Source organism: Streptomyces sp. NPDC001070 (genome assembly GCF_053598835.1).
In genome coordinates, this window is record NZ_JBSFLB010000001.1 from 1 (window position 1) to 17,701 (window position 17,701).

General features: G+C 72.3%; 21 protein-coding genes. 5 read left to right on the forward strand and 16 right to left on the reverse strand.

The window, feature by feature from the left end; all coding sequences use genetic code 11:
- From ACWDAS_RS00005 to ACWDAS_RS00015, 3 genes are all read right to left on the reverse strand, one after another.
- Window positions 1–248, reverse strand: a 248-nt coding sequence (locus tag ACWDAS_RS00005; protein ID WP_450385854.1) for an electron transfer flavoprotein subunit beta/FixA family protein, incomplete at its 3' end; no start/stop codon positions are given.
- Between the two features lie 191 nt (window positions 249–439).
- Window positions 440–1,057 (reverse strand): flavin reductase family protein, encoded by a 618-nt coding sequence (locus ACWDAS_RS00010; protein WP_450385856.1) that lies wholly within the window; start codon window positions 1,055–1,057, stop codon window positions 440–442.
- Between the two features lie 214 nt (window positions 1,058–1,271).
- Window positions 1,272–1,685, reverse strand: coding sequence for a TlpA family protein disulfide reductase (locus ACWDAS_RS00015; protein ID WP_450385858.1), 414 nt, complete (start codon window positions 1,683–1,685; stop codon window positions 1,272–1,274).
- A gap of 88 nt (window positions 1,686–1,773) precedes the next feature.
- On the opposite strand from ACWDAS_RS00015, the gene ACWDAS_RS00020 reads away from it, so the two are divergent.
- Together ACWDAS_RS00020 and ACWDAS_RS00025 are read left to right on the forward strand one after the other, a co-directional pair.
- Window positions 1,774–2,190: a DUF4395 domain-containing protein gene (locus ACWDAS_RS00020; protein WP_450385860.1), complete on the forward strand. Its 417-nt coding sequence runs from the start codon at window positions 1,774–1,776 to the stop codon at window positions 2,188–2,190.
- Window positions 2,191–2,330: 140 nt separating this feature from the next.
- Complete coding sequence (locus ACWDAS_RS00025) at window positions 2,331–3,071, forward strand: lysophospholipid acyltransferase family protein (protein WP_450385862.1); 741 nt, start codon at window positions 2,331–2,333, stop codon at window positions 3,069–3,071.
- Between the two features lie 15 nt (window positions 3,072–3,086).
- Here the strand turns inward: ACWDAS_RS00025 and ACWDAS_RS00030 are convergent, their stop codons facing one another.
- Both ACWDAS_RS00030 and ACWDAS_RS00035 read right to left on the reverse strand, forming a co-directional pair.
- Complete coding sequence (locus ACWDAS_RS00030; RefSeq protein ID WP_450385864.1) at window positions 3,087–3,791, reverse strand: B3/B4 domain-containing protein; 705 nt, start codon at window positions 3,789–3,791, stop codon at window positions 3,087–3,089.
- Window positions 3,788–4,405, reverse strand: a complete 618-nt coding sequence (locus ACWDAS_RS00035) for a transglutaminase domain-containing protein (RefSeq protein ID WP_450385866.1) — start codon at window positions 4,403–4,405, stop codon at window positions 3,788–3,790. The genes ACWDAS_RS00030 and ACWDAS_RS00035 overlap by 4 nt, the downstream gene beginning before the upstream one ends.
- Before the next feature lie 85 nt (window positions 4,406–4,490).
- Between ACWDAS_RS00035 and ACWDAS_RS00040 the strand changes: the two genes are divergently transcribed.
- Window positions 4,491–5,507: a DUF3048 domain-containing protein gene (locus ACWDAS_RS00040; protein WP_450385868.1), complete on the forward strand. Its 1,017-nt coding sequence runs from the start codon at window positions 4,491–4,493 to the stop codon at window positions 5,505–5,507.
- Window positions 5,508–5,510: 3 nt separating this feature from the next.
- Here ACWDAS_RS00040 and ACWDAS_RS00045 read toward each other — a convergent pair whose 3' ends face one another.
- Both ACWDAS_RS00045 and ACWDAS_RS00050 read right to left on the reverse strand, forming a co-directional pair.
- Window positions 5,511–5,906 (reverse strand): STAS domain-containing protein, encoded by a 396-nt coding sequence (locus tag ACWDAS_RS00045; protein WP_450385869.1) that lies wholly within the window; start codon window positions 5,904–5,906, stop codon window positions 5,511–5,513.
- A gap of 133 nt (window positions 5,907–6,039) precedes the next feature.
- A complete protein-coding gene (locus ACWDAS_RS00050) occupies window positions 6,040–7,191 on the reverse strand; it encodes a M24 family metallopeptidase (RefSeq protein ID WP_450385871.1) in 1,152 nt (383 codons plus the stop codon).
- 44 nt (window positions 7,192–7,235) lie between these two features.
- Between ACWDAS_RS00050 and ACWDAS_RS00055 the strand changes: the two genes are divergently transcribed.
- Together ACWDAS_RS00055 and ACWDAS_RS00060 are read left to right on the forward strand one after the other, a co-directional pair.
- Window positions 7,236–7,862: a uridine kinase family protein gene (locus tag ACWDAS_RS00055; RefSeq protein ID WP_450385873.1), complete on the forward strand. Its 627-nt coding sequence runs from the start codon at window positions 7,236–7,238 to the stop codon at window positions 7,860–7,862.
- Window positions 7,863–8,252: 390 nt separating this feature from the next.
- Complete coding sequence (locus tag ACWDAS_RS00060; RefSeq protein ID WP_450385874.1) at window positions 8,253–10,157, forward strand: AAA family ATPase; 1,905 nt, start codon at window positions 8,253–8,255, stop codon at window positions 10,155–10,157.
- Between the two features lie 78 nt (window positions 10,158–10,235).
- Here the strand turns inward: ACWDAS_RS00060 and ACWDAS_RS00065 are convergent, their stop codons facing one another.
- From ACWDAS_RS00065 to ACWDAS_RS00105, 9 genes are all read right to left on the reverse strand, one after another.
- Window positions 10,236–11,381, reverse strand: a complete 1,146-nt coding sequence (locus ACWDAS_RS00065) for a hemolysin family protein (RefSeq protein ID WP_450385876.1) — start codon at window positions 11,379–11,381, stop codon at window positions 10,236–10,238.
- Window positions 11,378–12,718: a hemolysin family protein gene (locus tag ACWDAS_RS00070; RefSeq protein ID WP_450385878.1), complete on the reverse strand. Its 1,341-nt coding sequence runs from the start codon at window positions 12,716–12,718 to the stop codon at window positions 11,378–11,380. Before ACWDAS_RS00070 ends, ACWDAS_RS00065 begins: the two co-directional genes overlap by 4 nt.
- Before the next feature lie 136 nt (window positions 12,719–12,854).
- Window positions 12,855–13,331, reverse strand: a complete 477-nt coding sequence (locus tag ACWDAS_RS00075; protein ID WP_450386580.1) for a PH domain-containing protein — start codon at window positions 13,329–13,331, stop codon at window positions 12,855–12,857.
- Window positions 13,332–13,342: 11 nt separating this feature from the next.
- Window positions 13,343–14,203: an ATP phosphoribosyltransferase gene (gene hisG, locus ACWDAS_RS00080; RefSeq protein WP_450385880.1), complete on the reverse strand. Its 861-nt coding sequence runs from the start codon at window positions 14,201–14,203 to the stop codon at window positions 13,343–13,345.
- Window positions 14,204–14,274: 71 nt separating this feature from the next.
- Window positions 14,275–14,547, reverse strand: a complete 273-nt coding sequence (locus tag ACWDAS_RS00085) for a phosphoribosyl-ATP diphosphatase (protein WP_361810580.1) — start codon at window positions 14,545–14,547, stop codon at window positions 14,275–14,277.
- Window positions 14,548–14,580: 33 nt separating this feature from the next.
- Entirely contained in the window at window positions 14,581–15,066 is a 486-nt protein-coding gene (gene ribH, locus ACWDAS_RS00090) for a 6,7-dimethyl-8-ribityllumazine synthase (RefSeq protein ID WP_450385882.1), read from the reverse strand.
- Between the two features lie 77 nt (window positions 15,067–15,143).
- Window positions 15,144–16,433: a bifunctional 3,4-dihydroxy-2-butanone-4-phosphate synthase/GTP cyclohydrolase II gene (locus ACWDAS_RS00095; RefSeq protein WP_450385883.1), complete on the reverse strand. Its 1,290-nt coding sequence runs from the start codon at window positions 16,431–16,433 to the stop codon at window positions 15,144–15,146.
- On the reverse strand, window positions 16,430–17,083 hold the full coding sequence (locus ACWDAS_RS00100) for a nicotinamide mononucleotide transporter family protein (RefSeq protein WP_450385885.1): 654 nt from the start codon (window positions 17,081–17,083) through the stop codon (window positions 16,430–16,432). The genes ACWDAS_RS00095 and ACWDAS_RS00100 overlap by 4 nt, the downstream gene beginning before the upstream one ends.
- Window positions 17,080–17,700 carry a riboflavin synthase gene (locus ACWDAS_RS00105; RefSeq protein WP_450385886.1) on the reverse strand — a complete coding sequence of 207 codons (621 nt, stop codon included), beginning with the start codon at window positions 17,698–17,700 and terminating at the stop codon, window positions 17,080–17,082. The genes ACWDAS_RS00100 and ACWDAS_RS00105 overlap by 4 nt, the downstream gene beginning before the upstream one ends.
- Window position 17,701: the final 1 nt, after the last annotated feature.

Below are 17,701 nucleotides of genomic sequence, written 5' to 3' on the forward strand. Positions count from 1 at the left end.
TTGTCCGCACCCATCGACAACGCCTTGCGCAACGCGTCCTTCGCATCCTCCGGACCCACCGTCACCACGGTCACCTCGGCGTCATCCACCGCCTCAGCGATCTGCAGCGCCTGCTCCACCGCGTACTCATCCAGCTCGGACAGCAGCCCGTCCACCGCATCCCGATCCGTGGTCAGATCCCCCGCGAAGTGACGATCACCCGTGGCATCGGGCACATACTTCACTGCGACAACGATCCTCAAGCTCACGCCTGCTCTCCTACTGCTGCATCGGTACGTCAACTGCCCCTGTGAAGGCAGCATAGGCGCCTTCGACGACGGCTCCCCGCCGGGACGCACGGCGCTCCGGCAGAAATATTACTCGTCAGTACAGCCTGCTGCCCCCGAGCAGGCAAGGGCAGTGAACTGTGACCTTGCCGACGCGGAGGCCGAGAGAAGGCTCAGTGGTGGCGCAGGGCGTTGTAGCGCCCGTGGTGGTAGAGCAGCGGGCGGGCCACGTCGCCCTCGGGTGCGCCCGCCACGGCCTGCGCGACGACGATGCGGTGGTCACCGGCCGGTATGCGGGCCACGACGCGGGCGACGAGCCACGCCGAAACATCCTCCAGCAGCGGTACTCCATACGGGCCGGGAGCCCATGCGGTGGGCGGCGCGAAGCGGTCCGCCCCGCTGCGGGCGAAGGTGTCCGCCACCTCCTCCTGGTGTTCACCCAGGATGTGGACGCCGACGTACGCGGCGTCGGCGACGGTGGGCCAGGCGGAGCCGCCCGTGCTGATCCCGAAGGAGAGCAGCGGCGGTTCCGCGGAGACCGAGGTGAGCGAGGTCGCGGTGAACCCCGCGGGGCGGCTGCCCGACGCGGTGATCACCGCGACCCCGGCGGCGTGGCGGCGGAAGACGGAACGGAAGGCGGTCGCGTCGAAGGCGTCGGTCACGGCAGGCGACGAGGGGGAGGAGGCGGGAGGACCGGCCGGGAGGGGGACCGGCGCGGGTGCGGGGATCGTGGTGGGGACGGCGCCCAGGGCGGTCGTCGCCGGCGTGCCGAGGTCGGGAGAGGCGGTCATGGAGTTGTCCTTCGTCGTGCTGTCGAGCCGGAGGCCTGCGGAGTCCTGGGCACTCAACGGCTCTGACAGCGGGCGCTCGCGTGCCGACCGAGGTCGACGTCGAAGCGGCAGTGGAGAAGGAGGTCTCGCGACATAACGTCAGACTGACGATCTGACCGGTACCGCGTCAAGGGCGGCCCGGCATATGGGACCCGGGTCATATGCCGTGCCGCGGTCACACCGCCGCGCCGAGCGCCGCGATGACGTCGGCCTTGCGCGGCTGGCCCGACGCGCGCCGCACGATCGCGCCCCCGGCGTCCAGGACCAGTACCGTCGGCGTCTTGACGATGCCCAGCCTGCGCACCAGGTCCAGGTGTGCCTCGGCGTCGATCTCCACATGCCGCACTCCGTCGACCATGCCGGCCACTTCGCCGAGGGTGCGCCGGGTGGCCCGGCAGGGCGCGCAGAAGGCGGAGGAGAACTGGAGGAGCGTGGCCCGCTCGCCCAGTTCCGCGCCGATCTCACCCGCCGTCAGCTGCTGAGCCGTGTCCTTGTCCCGCACTCGTACCCTTCCGTCCCTGCGCTTGTGGAGCACGCCGAAGATCCCCGCCGCCGCCAGCACGGCGACGCACACCACCAGTCCCGTCATGACCGTCCTCCCGATCGGGTGCAGCGTTCACAGGACTGCCATGATTCCCGGGGGTCCGGGCGGCGCCCGTTCCGGAATCATGGCCCCCATGAGCCCTCATGCCATTGATGCCCGCGGACCGCGCTTCGGCGCAAGCGTGACCAGTGTCGTCCTGGCCGTCGTCCTCATCACCGGCAGCGCCTGGCTGCTCGCCGTCCAGGCCCTGGTGTTCGCGATCGGGGCCGCCGCGGGTGTGCAGAAGTCACCGTACGGCCTGCTGTACCGGGTGGCGGTCCGGCCCCGGCTGGGGCCGCCGACGGAGACCGAGGACCCGGCGCCGCCGCGCTTCGCCCAGGCGGTGGGGCTGGCCTTCGCGTTCGTCGGGCTCGCCGGGTACGCGGCCGGGCTCGCGTGGCTGGGCCTCGCGGCGACGGCCTGCGCGCTCGCGGCGGCTTTCCTCAACGCGGTGTTCGGCTACTGCCTCGGGTGCGAGATGTACCTGCTCCTGCGTCGTACGACCGGGTGACGTGACGAGAATCTCGCCCCACGACGGGCACGCGGGATGACACGGCACCCGTTTACGGTGCACGATCAGCCGGCGGCCCAAAACCTACGGCCGCGTAACTTCCGCCGGGGGCCACCCCCTACGAAGAAGGGGCCCCACGCATGGCCGAACTCGTCTACCCACCCGTCATCGGCTTCGCCCGCACCATGTTCAAGGTGCAGGGGCTGCGTTTCGACATCGCCGGCACCGAGCATGTGCCGCGCAAGGGCGGCGCGTTGCTCGTGAGCAATCACATCGGCTACCTCGACTTCGTGTTCGCGGGCCTGGCGGCGCTCCCGGCGAAGCGGCTGGTGCGCTTCATGGCGAAGGAGTCGGTGTTCCGGCACAAGGTGTCGGGACCGCTGATGCGGGCGATGAAGCACATCCCGGTGGACCGCTCCGAGGGCATGCACGCCTACAAGCACGCCCTGACGGCACTGCGCTCGGGCGAGATCATCGGGGTCTTCCCCGAGGCGACCATCTCGGAGTCCTTCACCCTCAAGTCCTTCAAGTCGGGTGCCGCGCGCCTCGCGATGGAGGCGGGCGTGCCGCTCCTGCCGGTCGCCCTGTGGGGCACGCAGCGGCTGTGGACGAAGGGCCAGCCGCGCCAGCTGGGCCGCAACCGCTTCCCGATCGCCATCCGGGTGGGCGAGCAGATGACGCCGGCCGAGGACGAGAAGCCGGGTGCGCTGACCCGGCGGCTGCGCCTGCGCGTGCAGGAGCTGCTGGACGACGCGCAGCGGGCGTACACCGGCCGCCCGTCGAGCCCGGAGGACCACTGGTGGCTGCCCGCGCACCTGGGCGGCTCCGCCCCGACGGCGGAGGACGTCGCCGCCCGCGAGCGCGCTGCTGCGGCGGAGTGAGTCCGGGCGCGCCGGTCAGGCCGGTTCGCGCACGCTGATCTGCGCGCCGGGGTTCAACCTCCGCAGGTGGTCAGCGAGTTCCTCACCGGCCGCCCGCAGGTCGGCCAGGGGCATCGGGTCGAGCCGCTCCAGCAGGAAGAGCGCGTTGACCGAGTCCTCGGTCAGCCGGGTGCGGATCCCCTGCCGCCAGTTCCAGCGGCGGCAGGTCACGCCGGTCCCGTCGCGCCACACGACCTCGCCGGGCTCGGGCCGCTCGACGGCGGGCTCGCCGCCCGCCACGGTCTCGAACTTCTCCTCGCCGGTGGCCCGTACCAGGGTCATCCCGCCGTGGATGTGGTCGGTGTCCTCGCCGCCGACGGGGGTCAGGTGGGCGACGCTGATCGCGTTGTAGAGGTCCACCAGCCGGCTGATGCGGGGCAGCCCGCCCTCGGCGAGCGCACGTCTGGCCAGCGCCTCCGCGGAGTTGCGGGTGCGTGAGGGCTTGGCGCCGAAGGCGGTGTACGCCGCGCGCCAGGCGGCGATGTGGGCGTGCTCGTGCGGGGCGCGGCCGCCGAGGCGCTCGGCGAGGCGGCGAGTGGCATCGTCGAGCAGGGCCGAGGTCGCCGCGTCGCTCGGCCCGTTGACCAGGCCGCGGGCCTCGACGGCGAGGTGGGTGAACCCGGGAACCAGGGCGCGCACCTCGGGGTCGACGGTCAGGGTCAGGGGGGTGGCTGAGGTCATCGCTCTTCTTTGTCCGGTAGCTCGGTGGGCAGCAGCCGCCACAGGTGCGGCCGGTCGGTGGCCTGCCTCAGGGCGGCGAGGACGGCGGGCGGCGGGGTGGCGTACAGGCCCCGATAGTCGCATTCGCCGAGTTCGGGACGGGGCACCCAGGCCAGGTGCTCCTCCTCCAGGGAGAAGCGGGCGTCGACACCCGGCTTGTTGCCGCGCGGGTCCTGCCGGGCCCAGTGGCCGTGGCCGGGCGGCTTGAGGGCGATGAGCCCGTGGACGGCGGGGTTGGCGCCGTCGTCGTCCGCGAGCCGCTGGTAGCACAGGCCCGCGGGGATGCCCTCCGCCCGCAGCAGCGCAGCCAGCGCGTGCGCCTTGGCGTAGCAGATGCCCGTGCGCTGCTCCAGGACGTCGGAGGCGCGCCAGGTGACGCGCGGGTCCCCGGAGTCGGCCGAGTGGGGGATGGTGTCGCGGACGAAGGTGTAGGCGGCCTCGGCATACCCATACGGGTCGTCGGTTTCCGCCCGCAGCCGGGCGGCCGTCTCGCGGACCAGCGGGTGGTCGTGGTCGATGACCTCGTCCGCTGCGAGAAAGGCGGACGTGTCCGCCGTCTGGGGTACCGGCTCCATGTGACGGATACTAGGAATACGCGCAGCGATTCGGCAAATGACTTTTCCGCAAGCGGCATATCTATGCAGCACGGGGGTGGCCGTCGTGGCCCGAGCACCCAGACGCCCCGCGAGAGCGGCGATCCTGGTCGTGCTGGCCGTGTTCGCCGTGGTCCTGGTCACCCGGGGGTGCGGCGGTCCGGAGCGCACGCCCGGCGGACCCTCCCCCACGTCGACGGGCTCGGTCCCCGGCACCACCGCGGTCGCCCGGTCGCCCTTCACCGGACTGCCCTACCGGTCCGGCCGGCCCGTCCTCGCGGTGAAGATCGACAACGTGGGGCCCGCCCGCCCGCACACCGGGCTGGGCCGGGCCGATCTCGTCTACGTGGAGCAGGTCGAGTCCGGTCTCACCCGCATCCTCGCCGTCTTCTCCTCCCAACTGCCCGCCCGCGTCGGCCCGGTGCGCAGCGCCCGCGAGTCGGACCTGGAGCTGCTGCGGCAGTTCGGCCGTCCCGCCCTCGCCTTCTCCGGGGCGCAGACCAGGTTGCTTCCGGTGGTCGCCGCGGCGCCGGTGCACGATGTCTCCCCCGCCCACGCCTCCGGCGCCTACGTCCGTGACGGATCGCGCCCGGCCCCGCACAATCTGTACGCCGCGCCGGAGCGGCTGCTCGCCGCCGCCCCGGACGCCTCCCCCGCCCACGACATCGGCTTCCGCTTCGGCGCCGCCCCGGCCGGCGGCACCCCCGACGGCGACCGCACCGTCCGGTATCCCAGCGGCTCGGTCGGCCTGCACTGGTCGGCCGACCGGAACCGGTGGCTGATCTCCTTCGACGGCGCTCCGGCCACCACGACCGACGGCGGCAGGCTCGGCGCGCCGACGGTGGTCGTCCAGTACGTCACGGTCCGCCCCTCCGGCTACCACGACCGCTGGGGGAACACCTCCCCCTACAGCGAGACCGTCGGCGCCGGCCGTGCGGTGGTGCTGCGCGACGGCCGGGCCTACGACGCCCGGTGGTCCCGGCCGGACGCCGCCGGGGGCACGCACTTCACCACGCCCGACGGGCAGCCGATGAACTTCGCCCGCGGCCAGGTCTGGATCGTGCTGGCGCCGCTGCCCTCCTGAGCCTCAGGCTATGGCGCCGTCCGCCGAGGCGGGGGGATCAGGGGCGCCCGGGGCCACCAGCGCGGAGGCGAGGTCGTCGTGGACGGCGAAGACCCGGATCAACCGGGTGAGCCTCAACAGCCGCAGCACGCAGGGGCTGTCGCCGACGATGCCGAACCGGCCCCCGCGGTCGAGGGTCCGCCTGCGCGCCCGGACGAGCACCGACAGACCGCTGCAGTCGATGAAACTCACCCCGCGCAGGTCCACCACGACGTCGGGCCGCGGCCCGCTGGTAACCGCGTCCAGGCGCGCGGCCGCCCGCACGCCGGCGCACAGATCCAGTTCCCCCGACAGCTCCACCACGATGGTGCCGCCAACCGTCCACTGCCGTACCCCGAAGTCATGCTCCTCGTCGAACATGCCCGGCCCCCCGACTGCCGCTGACTGCTGGGCCCTTGACTCACGAGGGGTGCGCCGTGCACATCGAACACGCGGCGCACACCGTCGCGTTTACGGCATACCCCTCTGCCGTACCGGGAGTCAACACATCGGACTAACCAGACAGGACGACCAGGTCCCGGGACGTCTGGTTGAGCCGTTCGCCACCGTCGGGCGTGCACACGGCGATGTCCTCGATCCGGGCCCCGAAGCGGTCCGGGAGGTAGATCCCGGGCTCGACCGAGAAGGCCATGCCCGGCTCCAGCGGGCGGGCGCTGCCCTCGACGATGTACGGCTCCTCGTGCGTCTCCAGTCCGATGCCGTGCCCGGTACGGTGGATGAAGTGCTCGCCATAGCCGGCCGCGGCGATGATGTCCCGGCCGACCGCGTCGAGTTCCTCCGCGGTGACGCCGGGGCGGATCGCATCGGTCTGGGCGTGCTGGGCACGCCGCAGCACCTCGTACAGCTCGCGGAACTCGGCGGACGGCTCGCCGACGGCGTAGGTGCGCGTGGAGTCGGAGCAGTACCCCTCCTCCGTGGTGCCGCCGATGTCGACGACGACCGGGTCGCCCGCGCGGATGACGCGGTCGGAGACCTCGTGGTGGGGGCTGGCTCCGTTCGGACCGGAGGCGACGATGACGAAGTCGACCGTGGTGTGCCCGGCCTCGATGACGGCGTCCGCCACGTCCCGGGCGACCTCGCGCTCGGTGCGTCCGGCCCTGAGCCATTCCCCCATGCGGCGGTGGACCCGGTCGATGGCGCCCGCCGCCCGGCGCAGCGCGTCGGTCTCCGCGGGCGACTTGCGCATCCGCAGCTCGCGCAGCACGTCACCGGCCAGGCTCTGCTCGGCGCCGGGGAGGGCCGCACGGAAGGCGAGCACCTTCTCGGCCCACATGTGGTTGTCGACGGCCAGCCGGGCGGTCGTCCGCGGCAGCCTTCCGGCGACCAGCGCGTAAGGGTCCTCGGTCTCCCCCCAGCCGACGATGTCGACGCCGAGCGCGCCGAGCGGGGAGGCCTCGGCGCCGGGCTTCTCAAGGTGGGGTACGACGAGGAAGGGGTCGCCGAGCACCGGCAGCGCCAGGCACACCAGGCGTTCGGTGAGATGGGCGTGGTAGCCGGTGAGGTAACGCAGATCGGGACCGGGCGAGACGAGCAGCGCGTCGAGTCCCGCGTCGGCGGCGGCCTTGCGGGCGAGTTCGAGTCGCTCCGGGGGGTACAGGGATGCGGCTGAGTCGGTCACGACTCTTACCGTAGACGCCCCTGGCATCCGCCGCAGTCCATTACGTTCACGCAGGTCGTAGGCTGACCCCGATGGATCACCAGACCACTGGCGGCACCCTCGGCGCGCTCGCCGCCCGGCTGCGCGCCCTCCCGCCGTCCTGCGGGTCCGTGCGGCTCGTCGCGGTGGACGGGCACGCCGGATCGGGCAAGACCACCTTCGCCGCCGCGCTGGCGGCGGCGCTGGACGGCGCGCCCGTCGTCCATCTCGACGATCTCGCCACGCACGACGAGCTGTTCGAGTGGACCGGCCGGCTCCGCGAGCAGGTGCTGGAACCGCTGTGCCGCGGCGAGACCGCGCGGCCGAGGAAGTACGACTGGGTGGCCGGCCGGTTCGGGCCGGCCCTGGAGGTGCCGCCGGCGCCCGTGGTGCTGCTGGAGGGCGTGGGCGTGGGCCGGCGGGAACTGCGTCCCTGGCTGGCGCGCCTGCTCTGGCTGGAGGTGTCCCGCGACACCGCGCGGGGGCGCGGCGAGCGCCGGGACGGTCCGGAGCTGGCCGCCTTCTGGGCCGGGTGGATGCGCGCGCAGGACGCGCACTTCGCCGCGGACCCCTCCCGGCCGTTCGCGGACCTGCTGGTGCTGCAGTGCCCCGACGGGTACGAGGTGCGGGATCAGCCCGCGGTGACACCGGTGAACGGGTCGTTCCGTCACTGTTCGTGACCGCTCGCAGCCGGTGCGCTGCGCCCGCCGCGACGGCCCCCGGAGAGTGCCTCAAGGCGGCTTGACCCGGGGGCCGTACAGGACTTACGTTCTGAATGCGCGGTCACTGGCGACCACGCCCCATACGCGAAGCCCCCGGTTGTTCCCCCGTGACCGGGGGCTTCGTTCTGCCCACAGCGGGTGATCCGGCCCCGTACGGCAGCGGATCGCTCACGCACCGTCACCGTCCGCGTCGCTCTACGGCGTATCCGGCCCGCGCGGGTACCATGCCAACGGGGTGCGCCGTGCGGTGGAAGGCGGTGCTCACCTGGCACCAACTCCCGCTCCACGTAATCTGGTTGGCGCGGCGAATGGCGGGCGGTACCGGGGGGAACGGCTGGTGGGGACCTGATGGACTTCGGCACAGAGCATTCCGGCGCCCCCGCCGATCTCGCCTGGGTGCGAGCCGTCGACGCCTACACCATGGGCGCCTATACCCAGGCCGAGGAGGAGTTTCGGGTGGCGGTCCGCCTCGACCCGGGCATGGCGGACGCCTGGCTCGGACTGCACGCACTGCGGGCGGACACCTCGACCGCGCTGCTGCAGATGTACCGGCACCGCGACCGCTTCGGCGAGCAGCGCAGCGCGCACCGCCGCTCGATGAACTCCTGGTACTGGCTGGGCTGGTGGGTGCAGCCGGTGCTGGAGACCCGCAGCGACCTGCTGCTCGCGCACGCCTCGCACTGGCTCGACGGGCGCCACATCGCCGAGCTGGACCGGGCGCTGGCCGAGTGCCCCCCGATCGACACCGATCCGCACGTCCGCTTCCTGCACGCCTGCCGCGCCTATCTGGTCAAGGACTGGGACCAGTTGGTACGGCACACCGAACCGCTGCTCGCCGACCCGGTCCTGGGCATCGAGGCCGGCCTGTTCGGCGGGATGGCCCGGGTCCGGCTGGAGCTGTACGGGCAGGCCGAGCCGCTGCTGGCCACCGCCCTGATGCGGTGCCGCAGCGAGCAGCCGCAGCGCAAGGAGTTGCGCTACTGGCTGGCGCGGGCGTACGAGGGCACCGGCCGTACCGCCGCCGCGCTCCCCCTCTACCAGGCGGTGCACCGCATCGACCCGGCCTTCATGGACACGGCCGCCCGGCTCGCCGCGATCGACGAGTCCGACGGCCTCACCGACGGGACCGCCGATCTGGCCTCCGTCACCCTGCAGGGCTTCGGCCAGGTCGGGCCCGACGGGCTGCCGCCCGAGCCCGATCCGCTCGACACCCGCGCCGGGGCGGCCGCCATGTCCGGCGGCCTCGGGACGGGTTCCGTCCTCGACGACCCGCTGGGCGGGGTCGGCCCGATCGACGACGACATACGGGAGAAGGCGATCCTGCCGGTCTCCCCCATTCCGCCGCAGGTCCCGGTGACCGCCCCGGACCCCGTGCTGCTCACCCAGGCCCTGGCCGAACTCGACCGCATGGTGGGCCTGGAGCCGGTCAAACGCCAGGTGCGCGCCCTCTCCGCGCAGCTGCGCATGGCGCGGCTGCGCGCTGGGCAGGGCCTGCCCGTGCAGCCGCCCAAGCGGCACTTCGTCTTCTCGGGGCCTTCGGGCACCGGCAAGACCACGGTGGCGCGGATCCTCGGCCGGGTCTTCTACGCCCTCGGCCTGCTGGGCGGCGACCATCTCGTCGAGGCCCAACGCTCCGACCTCGTGGGGGAGTTCCTCGGGCAGACGGCCGTCAAGGCCAACGAACTGATCGACTCCGCGCTCGGCGGGGTGCTCTTCGTCGACGAGGCGTACGCGCTGTCCAACTCCGGCTACAGCAAGGGCGACGCCTACGGCGACGAGGCCCTGCAGGTCCTGCTCAAGCGCGCGGAGGACAACCGCGACCGCCTGGTCGTCATACTCGCCGGCTACCCCGAGGGCATGGACCGCCTGCTGGCCGCCAACCCCGGGCTCGGCTCCCGCTTCACCACCCGGGTCGACTTCCCCAGCTACCGCCCGCACGAGCTGACCAGCATCGGCGAGGTCCTCGCCGCCGACAACGGCGACCGCTGGGACGACGAGGCCCTGGAGGAGCTGCTCGCCATCAGCGGCCACGTCGTCGAGCAGGGCTGGATCGACGAGCTGGGCAACGGCCGCTTCCTGCGCACCCTGTACGAGAAGAGCTGCGCCTACCGCGATCTGCGACTGTCCGGCTACGCGGGATCGCCCTCGCGGGACGACCTGTCGACGCTGCGGCTGCCGGACCTCATGCAGGCGTACGGCGAGGTGCTGTCGGGCCGCGGCCCGGGCCTGCCCCCGCCGGAGCCGCCGGAGTGACGACGCGAGAGGGGCCCGGGCTGTGCCCGGGCCCCTCTCGGGTCCGCTCTCGGGTCCGCTCTCGGACCGGCTCCCGCGTCAGCTCGCCATCACGCGCGACGGGGTCACGGCGTCCTCGACCGCCTCGGCCTCCTCGACCGCCGCGGCCGCGGTCTCCCCGGCCCCCTCGGTCCCGCCGGTGCCCGCGGCCTCCTCGATCTCCCGGTGGGCGGGGTCGCGTACCTCGCCCACCAGCATCTCCAGGACGTCCTCCAGGGCGACCAGCCCCAGCACCCGCCCGCCGGAGTCCGCGACCGCCGCGAGATGGGAAGCGGCCCGCCGCATCTGCGTCAGCGCGTCGTCCAGCGGGAGCTCCGCGCGGAGGGTGGCCATGGGCCGCCACAGCCGCGCCGGGACCGGCCGGCCCGTCTCCTCCAGGTCCAGGACGTCCTTCACGTGCAGGTAGCCCAGGTAGACGCCGTCCGGCCCGGCGACGGGGAAGCGGGAGTAGCCCGTGCGCACGGTCAGCTCCTCGACCTCGGCCGGGGTGACGGACGCGTCGACCGTGACCAGTTCCTCCGGGGAGAGCAGGACGTCCGTGACCGGGCGGGTGCCCAGCTCCAGCGCGTCCTCCAGGCGCTCCTGCGCGTCGTCGTCGAGGAGGCCGGCCTGCCGGGCGTCCTCGACGAGCACGGTCAGCTCCTCGCTGGTGAAGACCGCGTCGATCTCGTCCTTGGGCTCGACCCGGAACAGCCGCAGCACCAGCTTGGCGCACCAGCCCAGCACGGCGATGACCGGCCGGAACAGCCGTGCGAAACCGACCAGTCCTGGGCTGAGCCACAGCGCGGTCTTCTCGGGCGCGGCCATCGCGAGGTTCTTCGGGACCATCTCGCCGATGACGAGGTGGAGGAAGACCACGACGGCGAGCGCGATGACGTACCCGAGCGGGTGGATCAGTCCCTCGGGCAGGCGCACCGCCGCGAAGAGCGGTTCCAGCAGGTGGGCGACGGTCGGCTCGGCGACCGCACCCAGCGTCAGGGAGCAGACGGTGATGCCGAACTGGGCCGCCGCCATCATCTGCGGCAGGTTCTCCAGACCGTGCAGGACCGTGCGGGCCCGCCGGTGCGTGCCGGCGAGCGGCTCGATCTGGCTGCGCCGTACGGAGACCAGCGCGAACTCGGCACCGACGAAGAAGCCGTTGCCCAGCACCAGCAGACCGGCGAAGAACAGCTGGAGGAAGCTCATCGCTCGCCCTCCTGCCCGTCCTCGGGCTCCTCGAACCCGACGCGTACCAGGCGAACCCTTTCGGCACGGTGGTGCGCGACCTCGCGCACCCGCAGCTCCCAGCCGGGCAGCACCGCGGTGTCACCCGGCTCGGGAATCCGTTCGAGGAGGTCGGCGACGAGGCCGGCCACCGTCTCGTACGGGCCCTCGGGGGCCTCGAGCCCTATGCGCTCCAGCAGGTCGACGCGGCAGCCGCCGTCGGCGTCCCAGGCGGGATTGCCGTTCTCCGCGGGGGCCGAGGCCAGTTCGGGGAGGTCGGCGCCGTCGTGCTCGTCGCGGACCTCGCCGACGAGCTCCTCGACGATGTCCTCCAGGGTGACGACCCCGGCGGTGCCGCCGTACTCGTCGACCACCACGGCGATCGGCTGTTCGCGGCGCAGCTGTTCCAGGAGCGGCTGCACCGGCAGCGTCTCGGGGACGAGCAGCGGGGCGACCGCGATCCGGCCGACCGGAGTGCGGTCGCGCAGGTGGGCGGGGACGCCGAGCGCGTCCTTGAGGCTGGCCATGCCGACGATGTCGTCCAGCCGCTCCCGGTAGACCGGGAAGCGGGACAGCCCGGTGGCCCGGGTGAGGTTGAGGACGTCCGCGGCGGTGGCGGTGTCCTGCAGGGCGCTGACCCGTACGCGCGGGGTCATGACGTTCTCCGCGGTGAGGTCGCCGAGGGAGATCGTGCGGACGAAGAGGTCCGCGGTGTCCTGCTCGATCGCCCCGGCGCGGGCGGAGTGGCGGGCCAGCGAGACCAGCTCGGTGGGGGTGCGCGCGGAGGCCAGCTCCTCGGCGGGCTCCACGCCCAGCGCCCGCACCAGGCGGTTGGCGGCGGCGTTCAGCGCCTCGATGACCGGGCGGAACACTGCGGAGAAGACCCGCTGCGGCCCGGCGACGAAGCGGGCGACCTGCAGCGGCCTGGAGACCGCCCAGTTCTTGGGGACGAGCTCGCCGATGACCATCTGGACGGCCGAGGCGAGGATCATGCCGATCACGACCGCTATGGGCGGTGCCGCGTTCTCCGGTACGCCCACCGAGGTGAGCGGCCCGGCCAGCAGGTCGGCGAGGGCGGGTTCGGCCAGCATGCCGACGACCAGCGAGGTGATCGTGATGCCCAGCTGGGTGCCCGAGAGCTGGAAGGACAGCTTGCGCAGCGCCTCGACGACGCCGCGGGCCCTGCGGTCACCCTCGGCGGCGGCGCGTTCGGCGGCCGGCCGCTCGACGGTCACGAGGCCGAACTCGGCGGCGACGAAGAACCCGTTCGCGAGGATCAGCAGAAAGGCTGCCGCGAGCAGCAGCAACGGGGTGCTCATGCCGCCGCTCCACTATGTCGGGTGGGAGAGGCGGCGCAGGTACTACCGGACGATCCGTCCATCGTGGCTTGGGTGTCACTCCTCGGGTCGTTGCGAAGGTTCCAGAGTAGTAAAGAAGCGGGCCGCGGCGGCAGGTCTAGTGCGCCGTCGGCTTGCCCGTACCGTACGCCTCCGCGAGGGCCCGCAGGGCGCGCGCGTCGCGCAACGCGCGGGCGCGTCCGATTCCGGGCTGGATGCCCATGGCGGCCAGGCTGGTGCCGTCGGCGAGGTCGAGGTAGACCCAGGGGTCTCCGGAGCGCAGATTCACCCGCAGGACCTGAGCCCACTCCAGCCGGCGCCTGGTCGTCAGGTTGACGACCGTGACGCCGTCGCGGTCGGCGGCCACCTTGGGGCGGCTGAGCAGCACCAGAACACCGGCGACGAGCAGCCCGGTGAGCACGATCCAGACGCGGTCCGAGGTGTGCCAGGGCCGTGCGCCGTCCGCGGGAAGCAGGACGGCGATCACGACGAAGGCCGCGAGCAGCCCGGCCCCAAGGCCCAGCAGCACCGCGCGGGTGCGGGTGGGCCGGAAGGTGACGGGCAGCTCGGGGAGTTCCGTGGGCGTGCCGGACATGGCGGGCGAGGTCACAGACGGCACGCGTGGATCCCGGTGGTCAGGATGGCGCGCGCGCCGAGGTCGTACAGCTCGTCCATGATCCGCTGGGCGTCCCGGCTGGGGACCATGGCGCGCACGGCGACCCATCCCTCGTGGTGCAGCGGGGAGACGGTCGGCGACTCCAGGCCCGGTGTGAGGGCGATGGCCTTCTCCACGTGCTCGACCCGGATGTCGTAGTCCATCATCACGTAGCGGCGGGCCACCAGGACGCCCTGGAGGCGGCGCAGGAACTGCTGCACCTTGGCCTCGACGGCCGCGTCGGCGCCGGCGATGCCGACACGGCGGATGACGACGGCCTCGGAGTCCAGGATCGGCTCGCCGATGACCTCCAGACCCGCGTTGCGCAGCGAGGTCCCCGTCTCGACGACGTCGGCGATGACCTGCGCCACACCGAGCTGGATGGAGGTCTCGACCGCGCCGTCGAGGCGGACGACGGAGGCGTCCACCGAATGGTCGGCGAGGTGCTTCTTGACGACCTCCGGGTAGGAGGTGGCGATGGTCAGGCCGCCGAACTCCTTCACGCCCGTCACCGTGCCGGGCGTGGTCGCGTAGCGGAAGGTGGAGCGGGCGAAGCCGAGCTGCAGGATCTCCTCGGCGTTGGCACCGGAGTCCAGCAGCAGGTCGCGGCCGGTGAGGCCGATGTCGAGACGGCCCGAGCCGACGTAGATGGCGATGTCGCGCGGGCGCAGGTAGAAGAACTCGACGTCGTTGTCGGTGTCGACGAGGACGAGTTCCTTGGTGTCCTTGCGCTGGCGGTAGCCGGCCTCATGCAGCATCGCCGACGCAGGTCCGGACAGTGAACCCTTGTTGGGGACGGCGATGCGCAGCATGAGAGCGTTCCTTTGCGGCTCGGGTGTGGGTGGGACGGCGCGTGGGGCGGGTCGGTTCTGCGGTGATCCGCTCAGAGATGAGCGTATACGTCGTCGAGGCCGATGCCCCGGGCGACCATCATCACCTGCAGGTGGTAGAGCAGCTGGGAGATCTCCTCCGCGGTGCGGTCGGCGCCTTCGTACTCGGCTGCCATCCACACCTCGGCGGCCTCCTCGACCACCTTCTTGCCGATCGCGTGCACTCCCTTGCCGACCAGCTCGGCGGTGCGGGAGGTGCTGGGGTCGCCGGTGGCGGCCTTGTGCTGAAGCTCGGTGAAGAGCTCCTCGAATGTCTTCTTGGCCATGGTGGTCCCCACCCTACGCGGAAGGCCCCTGCCTCAGCGCCACGGCTCGGATACTGAACGCAGGACGGTCGCGGTGGCGATCGCGGCGGTGACGGCCTCGTGCCCCTTGTCCTCGTTCGAGCCGGGCAGTCCGGCGCGGTCCAGCGCCTGCTCCTCGGTGTCGCAGGTGAGCACGCCGAAGCCGACCGGCACGCCGGTGTCGATCGACACCTGGGTCAGGCCCTGGGTAACACCCTGGCAGACGTAGTCGAAGTGCGGCGTGCCGCCGCGGATGACGACGCCGAGGGCGACGACGGCGTCGTAGCCGCGGCTCGCCAGCACCTTGGCCGCGACCGGCAGTTCGAAGCTGCCCGGGACCCGCAGCAGGGTGGGCTCGTCGATGCCCAGGTCGCTCAGGGCGCGCAGTGCGCCGTCGACCAGCCCGTCCATCACCTGCTCGTGCCACTGGGCCGCGATCACGGCCACACGCAGGTCACCGCAGTTCTTCACGGTCAGCTCGGGGGCGCCCTTACCGCTCACGTCCGTCTTCTCCTTGCTCGTTCTTGCTCGTTCTTGCTGTGGTTGCTCTGGTGGTTCGGTTGCTTCGGGGGACGGGCCTACTGGTTGCCGCAGGCTCCGGTGGGGGCCGGGTCCAGCCACGGCAGGTCGTGGCCCATGCGGTCCCGCTTGGTGCGCAGGTACCGCAGATTGTGCTCGCCGGCGGCGATCGGCATCGCGACGCGCTCGACGACCTTCAGGCCGTGGCGCTCGAGGGCGTCGGTCTTGTCGGGGTTGTTGGTCATCAGGCGCAGGGAGCGCACGCCGAGGTCGGCGAGCATCTGCGCGGCGGCGCCGTAGTCGCGGGCGTCGGCGGGCAGGCCGAGTTCGAGGTTGGCGTCGAGCGTGTCGCGGCCGCGCTCCTGGAGTTCGTACGCGCGCAGCTTGGACATCAGGCCGATGCCGCGGCCCTCGTGACCGCGGAGGTAGACCACGATCCCCCGGCCCTCGGAAGCCACTCGTTCGAGTGAGGCCTGGAGCTGCGGTCCGCAGTCGCAGCGCAGCGAGCCGAAGACGTCGCCGGTCAGGCACTCGGAGTGGACGCGGACGAGGACGTCCTCGCCGTCGCCGATCTCGCCGGTGGCCAGCGCGATGTGCTCGACGCCGTCGACGGTGCTGCGGTAGCCGTGGGCGCGGAAGTCGCCGAAGGCGGTGGGCAGCCGGGTCTCGGCCTCACGGCGCACCGTGGGCTCGGAGGTGCGGCGGTAGGCGATCAGGTCCTCGATGGAGATGATGGCCAGGCCGTGCTTGCGGGCGAAGTGGACCAGCTCGGGGAGGCGGGCCATCGTGCCGTCCTCGTTGGCGATCTCCACGATGGCCGCGGCCGGGCGCAGTCCGGCGAGCCGGGCCAGGTCGACGCCGGCCTCGGTGTGGCCGTTGCGGGTGAGGACGCCGCCGGACTTGGCGCGCAGCGGGAAGACGTGGCCGGGCCGGACGAAGTCGCCGGAGACGGAGTCACCGGAGGCGAGCAGCCGGATGGTGGTCGCCCGGTCGGCGGCGGAGATCCCGGTGCTGACCCCGTGGACGGCGCTCGCGTCGACGGAGACGGTGAACGCGGTCTGCATGGACTCGGTGTTGGAGCTCACCATCTGCGGCAGGTCGAGCCGGTCGAGGTCGGGCTCCTCCATGGGCACGCAGATCAGGCCGCGGCACTCGGTCATCATGAAGGCGACGATCTCCGGGGTGGCCTTCTCGGCCGCGATGATGAGGTCGCCCTCGTTCTCGCGGTTCTCGTCGTCCACGACGACGACGGGCCGGCCGGCCGCGATGTCGGCGATCGCACGCTCGACCGGGTCGAGGACGATCGGGGCGTCCTCCGCCACGTAGAGGCTGTGCAGTGCGGTGCTCATGCGGCCGCTCCTTCCAGGACGGGCCCGCCTTGACGCGGGGCCCGGGTCTGCTGCCACCAGGCGTACATGCCGGCGATCACGAGAACGAAGTAGATGACGTAGACGAGCGCGGAGAACTTCAGGTCGCTGTTCCAGGCGAGCGGCACGCCGACGGCGTCGACGGCGAGCCAGGCGAACCAGAACTCGACCCAGCCCTTGGCCATGGCCACCATCGCGGCGACGGTGCCGACGAAGATGTAGGCGTCCGGCCACGGGTTCCAGGACAGCGACGGGTAGAGGGTGAAGAGGCCGACGACCGCGAACAGGCCCACCGCCGTCCCGGCGACAAGCGCGCCCCGCTCGCGCCAGGTGGCGAAGCGGACCCGGATCTCACCGCTGTCGCGGACGCCGTGACGCCACTGGAACCAGCCCCAGACGGCCACGGCGATCACCAGCAGCTGCTTGCCGACCCCGCCGGTGAGCTGCGCGGACCAGTACGCGGCGACCAGCACCGCGCCGGACAGCAGCTGCACGGGCCAGGCCCACACCGAGCGGCGCCAGCCCAGGGCGAGACCGGCGAGGCCGAGGCTGTTGCCGACGACGTCGGTCCACTTGAAGTGCTCACCGAAGGCGGAGAAGGCGACACTGTTCAGGGTGTCGAGGGCGCTCATTCCGCCGGAGCCCCCTTCGGCGCCCCGGCCCGCTCCCCGTACAGCCGCTCGACGTACTTGGCGATCACGTCGACCTCGAGGTTCACCGGGTCCCCGGGCTGCTTGAAGCCGAGCGTGGTGAGGGCGAGGGTGGTGGGGATCAGGCTGACGGAGAAGAAGTCGGGGCCGGCTTCGACGACGGTGAGGCTGATGCCGTCGACGGTGATCGAGCCCTTCTCGACGACGTAGCGGGACAGTTCCGCGGGGAGCGAGATCTTCACGATCTCCCAGTGCTCGGCGGGGGTGCGGGAGACGACCGCGCCGGTGCCGTCCACATGGCCCTGGACGAGGTGGCCGCCGAGGCGCCCGCCGAGCGCCATCGGGCGTTCCAGGTTGACCCGGCTTCCGGGGTGCAGCGCACCGAGGCTGGAGCGCTTGAGGGTCTCGGCCATCACGTCGGCGGTGAACTCGCCGTCCGCGGTGTCCACGACGGTGAGGCACACCCCGTTGACCGCGATCGAGTCGCCGTGCTTGGCGCCCTCGGTGACGACCGGACCGCGCAGACGGAAGCGGGAGGCGTCGCCCAGGTCCTCGACGGCGACGACGTCGCCCAGCTCTTCGACGATTCCGGTGAACACG

Bases quoted from the DNA above. Each gene is read 5' to 3' on its own strand.
- ACWDAS_RS00085 (WP_361810580.1), bottom strand. From the start codon at position 14,547: ATGGCCAAGAAGACATTCGAGGAGCTCTTCACCGAGCTTCAGCACAAG.
- ACWDAS_RS00060 (WP_450385874.1), top strand. From the start codon at position 8,253: ATGGACTTCGGCACAGAGCATTCCGGCGCCCCCGCCGATCTCGCCTGG.
- ACWDAS_RS00045 (WP_450385869.1), bottom strand. From the start codon at position 5,906: ATGTTCGACGAGGAGCATGACTTCGGGGTACGGCAGTGGACGGTTGGC.
- ACWDAS_RS00035 (WP_450385866.1), bottom strand. From the start codon at position 4,405: ATGGAGCCGGTACCCCAGACGGCGGACACGTCCGCCTTTCTCGCAGCG.
- ACWDAS_RS00075 (WP_450386580.1), bottom strand. From the start codon at position 13,331: ATGTCCGGCACGCCCACGGAACTCCCCGAGCTGCCCGTCACCTTCCGG.
- ACWDAS_RS00065 (WP_450385876.1), bottom strand. From the start codon at position 11,381: ATGAGCTTCCTCCAGCTGTTCTTCGCCGGTCTGCTGGTGCTGGGCAAC.
- ACWDAS_RS00010 (WP_450385856.1), bottom strand. From the start codon at position 1,057: ATGACCGCCTCTCCCGACCTCGGCACGCCGGCGACGACCGCCCTGGGC.
- ACWDAS_RS00015 (WP_450385858.1), bottom strand. From the start codon at position 1,685: ATGACGGGACTGGTGGTGTGCGTCGCCGTGCTGGCGGCGGCGGGGATC.
- ACWDAS_RS00020 (WP_450385860.1), top strand. From the start codon at position 1,774: ATGAGCCCTCATGCCATTGATGCCCGCGGACCGCGCTTCGGCGCAAGC.
- ACWDAS_RS00095 (WP_450385883.1), bottom strand. From the start codon at position 16,433: ATGAGCACCGCACTGCACAGCCTCTACGTGGCGGAGGACGCCCCGATC.
- ACWDAS_RS00050 (WP_450385871.1), bottom strand. From the start codon at position 7,191: ATGCCAGGGGCGTCTACGGTAAGAGTCGTGACCGACTCAGCCGCATCC.
- ACWDAS_RS00055 (WP_450385873.1), top strand. From the start codon at position 7,236: ATGGATCACCAGACCACTGGCGGCACCCTCGGCGCGCTCGCCGCCCGG.
- hisG (WP_450385880.1), bottom strand. From the start codon at position 14,203: ATGCTGCGCATCGCCGTCCCCAACAAGGGTTCACTGTCCGGACCTGCG.
- ACWDAS_RS00025 (WP_450385862.1), top strand. From the start codon at position 2,331: ATGGCCGAACTCGTCTACCCACCCGTCATCGGCTTCGCCCGCACCATG.
- ACWDAS_RS00070 (WP_450385878.1), bottom strand. From the start codon at position 12,718: ATGAGCACCCCGTTGCTGCTGCTCGCGGCAGCCTTTCTGCTGATCCTC.
- ACWDAS_RS00030 (WP_450385864.1), bottom strand. From the start codon at position 3,791: ATGACCTCAGCCACCCCCCTGACCCTGACCGTCGACCCCGAGGTGCGC.
- ACWDAS_RS00100 (WP_450385885.1), bottom strand. From the start codon at position 17,083: ATGAGCGCCCTCGACACCCTGAACAGTGTCGCCTTCTCCGCCTTCGGT.